Here is a 3,536-nt window from a genome sequence, read left to right as displayed (position 1 = left end):
GCAGCGTAGAGTGGTAGATAGCTCACCTTACCTTTTGCTCCCGCGAGATTCTCTTCCCTATGGTTGACACACGAGGCTCCGCCCCCTCTGCCCAAGAGACCTTTATGCAGATGGCTATGGCCTCTGGCCTGCGCAGCCGTCTGTTTCTCACCTTGGGCTTGCTGCTGTTGGTCAGACTGGGCATTTACATCCCCATTCCCGGTATCGATCGGGCCCGCTTTGCTGCCGAAGCTGCCAACAGCCCTGTGTTTGGCTTGCTGGATGTCTTCTCCGGCGGGGGGATTTCTGCTTTGGGAATTTTCGCCCTTGGGATCCTGCCCTTCATCAATGCCTCAATTATCATGCAGTTGCTGGTCTCGGCCATTCCAGCCTTGGAGAACCTGCAGAAAAACGAGGGAGAACAGGGGCGGCGGCAGATTTCTCAGTACACCCGCTATGTCACCTTGGTTTGGGCCATCATCCAGGGCATTGGCATTTCCTTTTGGGTGCGGGAGTTTGCCAGTACCACCAATGAGTTGGCCTTCATGGCCTCCACCACCCTGGCTCTGGCGGCGGGATCCCTGTTTGTGATGTGGCTGGGAGAGATGATCACGGAGAAAGGGGTGGGAAGTGGCCCTTCGCTCTTGATCTTCGTCAACATTGTTGCCACTCTGCCCCGTGCCCTCGGACAGACTATTAGCCTGGCCCGTGCCGATAGCAGCACCATCGGTGGCATCTTGCTGTTGCTGGCAATCTTTTTGGTCACCATTGTCGGCATTGTCTTTGTCCAAGAGGGCAGCCGCAAGATCCCTATCGTCTACGCCAAGCGCCAGGTGGGCAACAAGCTGTTCCGCGAGCAGAAAAGCTATCTGCCCCTGAGGCTAAACCAAGGGGGGGTGATGCCGATCATCTTCGCCTACTCGGTGATGTCTCTGCCTTTGGCCTTGGCCCAGTACACCCAAAACCTGACTTTGGTGCAGGTGGCCAACTTCCTATCCCCCACCTCCTGGTTCTACATTCCCTTCTATTTCGTGCTGATCCTCTTCTTCAGCTACTTCTACGCCTCTTTGCTCATCAACCCGGTGGATCTGGCTCAAAACTTGAAGAAGATGGGGGCCAGCATTCCAGGGGTACGCCCGGGCAAGGCCACTGCCGAGTATGTCGAAGGGATCCTCAACCGCCTGACGCTGCTGGGGGCTCTGTTCCTGTGCGCGGTGGCCATCATCCCGACGACGGTGGAACGGGCAACCGGCATCACCACTTTCCAAGGTTTGGGGGCGACCTCGCTACTGATTTTGGTGGGGGTGGCGATCGAGACCTCCAAGCAGATCCAGACTTATGTCATCTCACAACGCTACGAAGGGATGGTCAAACAGTAGTGCCGAGGTTGATCTTTCTGGGGCCGCCGGGGGCGGGCAAAGGTACACAGGCGGAGCGGCTGGCGGCCATTTACCACACGCCCAAAATTTCCACAGGCGATCTGTTGCGGGCCGAGGTGAAAGCCCAAACGCCCCTGGGGTGCCAGGCCAAGGTTTACATGGATGCGGGAGAGCTGGTGCCTGACGAGGTGCTGATCGGAATGGTGAAGGGGCAGTTGCAGCAATCTCCAGAGCAGGGCTGGATCCTAGATGGATTTCCTCGCACCTTAGCCCAGGCAGAAGCCTTGGAAGAGCTGCTGCAAGAGCTGGGCCAAGATTATGACTACGTCCTCAACTTGGAGGTGCCGGATGAGGTGGTGGTGGCCCGGCTGCTGGCCCGGGGCAAGGAACAGGGGCGCAGCGATGATGCGGATCGGTCGGTGATTCTCAAGCGTCTGGAGGTCTATCGGCAGCAGACGGCTCCCCTGATCGATTTTTATGAGGCCAAGGGGCGCTTGCAACGGGTCAACGGCAACCAGCCGGTGGAATCCGTACAGGAACATCTGCAGGCTCTTCTGGAAGGCTTCAGGAGGACGGCGTGATCAGAGCAGGAGCTGGAAATCCCTCCCAGCGGCGGGGCATGCAGCTTATTGAGATCAAATCTCGCCGCGAAGTGGAAAAAATGCGCCGGGCCGGTCGGGTGGTGGCCCAAGTATTGCAGGAGATCGCGGAGCGCCTGGAGCCGGGCTGGACCACGGCAGATATCGATACCTATGCCGAGAGACGGGTGGCCCAACTTAATGCTTTGCCCAGTTTCAAGGGCTACTACGGCTTTCCCGCCTGCGTCTGTGTCAGTGTCAACCATGAGGTGGTGCACGGGATCCCCAGTCCCCGTAAAGTGGTGCAGCCGGGAGATGTGGTCAAAGTGGATTTTGGTGCCATCGTCGAGGGCTGGCATGCGGACTCCTGTATCACCATCGGCCTGGAACCCCTGAGCGACGCAGCTCGGGATCTGATCGATACTGCGGCCAAAGCCCTGCAGACGGGCATCGACTGTGTGCGCCACGGCGTTTGGCTTCAGGATGTCTCGGGTGCCATTGAAGATTACATCGAGGGGCGGGGCTATTCTGTGGTGAAGCAGTATGTCGGCCACGGGGTGGGGCGCAACCTGCACGAGGAGCCGCAGTTTCCCAACTATCGCACCCGCGATCTGCCCAATCCCAAGCTGCGCTCCGGCATGACAGTGGCCATTGAGCCGATGGTGAATGCGGGGGGAGAGGCAACCCGAGTGTTGCCAGACCAATGGACGGTGGTCACAGTAGATGGCTCTTGGTCAGCTCAGTTTGAGCACACGGTCTTGGTTACCGAGTCTGGAGCAGAAATTTTGACCGATCGCACGCCTTTTCAGTCCTAAGCGATCCCCTGATGAAGGACTGCAACGGTTAGGATAGAAGAGATGGAGTATATTTTCATTTCTTAACAGCGCGTGTCGTCGCGGCTGTGGATTGTTCTGTTGTTTGTTATGTCGTTTTTGGGAGGGCTCATTGTCTAAGGAAGATGCCATTGAAATGGAGGGGGTTGTTACGGAATCCCTGCCCAACGCCATGTTCCGAGTGGATCTGGACAACGGCTTCAACGTGCTCGCTCATATCTCCGGCAAAATTCGCCGCAACTACATCAAGATCTTGCCCGGCGACCGGGTTAAGGTGGAGCTGAGCCCCTATGACCTCAACAAAGGGCGCATCACCTACCGCCTTAAGAAAAAGTAGCTTCCCTAGCTGGGCTGCTGAGGATGAAAGAGCTGAGCCAAGTTCTCAAGATCGGGCTCTGGACTACTGTCGGCGGGTTGGGTGCTCTAGCCGTTTTCAACGCTTGGATCTCTTCCCAAACTCAGCCTCTGCAGAGCCTGCTGCCGGGAGAGGAAAGGCATCACTTCTGGCGCGGCCATCGCCTGTTTTACAAGGTCATGGGATCCGGCCAGCCGTTGTTGCTGGTGCACGGCATTGGGGCAGGCTCCTCCAGCTATGAGTTTCGTGCCATTATGGCGGAGCTGGGGCAGCACCATCAAGTCTATGCTCTGGATTTGTTGGGGTGGGGCAACTCAGAACGTCCAGATTTGAAGTACACCGGCAGCCTCTATGCCGAGATGATCGGGGATTTTGTCCAGGAGGTGATCGGGCGACCGTGTCACGTCATTGC

The 3,536-nt window shown here is 57.5% G+C and carries 5 protein-coding genes; all 5 read left to right on the top strand.

Annotation, left to right across the window (positions count from 1 at the left end):
- The first annotated feature begins 59 nt into the window (after positions 1 to 59).
- A complete protein-coding gene (secY, locus tag NW819_RS02620; protein ID WP_414412798.1) occupies positions 60 to 1,358 on the top strand; it encodes a preprotein translocase subunit SecY in 1,299 nt (432 codons plus the stop codon).
- Positions 1,358 to 1,939, top strand: a complete 582-nt coding sequence (locus NW819_RS02615) for an adenylate kinase (protein WP_414328926.1) — start codon at positions 1,358 to 1,360, stop codon at positions 1,937 to 1,939. Before secY ends, NW819_RS02615 begins: the two co-directional genes overlap by 1 nt.
- Before the next feature lie 38 nt (positions 1,940 to 1,977).
- The gene (gene map / locus NW819_RS02610; RefSeq protein WP_414344308.1) at positions 1,978 to 2,751 is read left to right on the top strand and encodes a type I methionyl aminopeptidase; all 774 of its coding nucleotides are present in this window, start codon (positions 1,978 to 1,980) and stop codon (positions 2,749 to 2,751) included.
- 130 nt (positions 2,752 to 2,881) lie between these two features.
- Positions 2,882 to 3,106, top strand: a complete 225-nt coding sequence (gene infA / locus NW819_RS02605) for a translation initiation factor IF-1 (RefSeq protein WP_011434173.1) — start codon at positions 2,882 to 2,884, stop codon at positions 3,104 to 3,106.
- Between the two features lie 23 nt (positions 3,107 to 3,129).
- Positions 3,130 to 3,536 (top strand): alpha/beta fold hydrolase (locus tag NW819_RS02600; RefSeq protein WP_414412797.1); only part of this gene is annotated, 407 nt, incomplete at its 3' end.

The organism is Synechococcus sp. R8-2 (assembly GCF_047461715.1).
Lineage (GTDB): Bacteria > Cyanobacteriota > Cyanobacteriia > Thermostichales > Thermostichaceae > Thermostichus.
The sequence above is the reverse complement of the archived record's forward strand: the minus strand, read 5'-3'. Positions and strand labels throughout refer to the sequence as shown.

Excerpts from the sequence above, each read along its gene's own strand:
- secY (WP_414412798.1), top strand. The coding sequence starts at position 60 with ATGGTTGACACACGAGGCTCCGCCCCCTCTGCCCAAGAGACCTTTATG.
- map (WP_414344308.1), top strand. The coding sequence starts at position 1,978 with ATGCAGCTTATTGAGATCAAATCTCGCCGCGAAGTGGAAAAAATGCGC.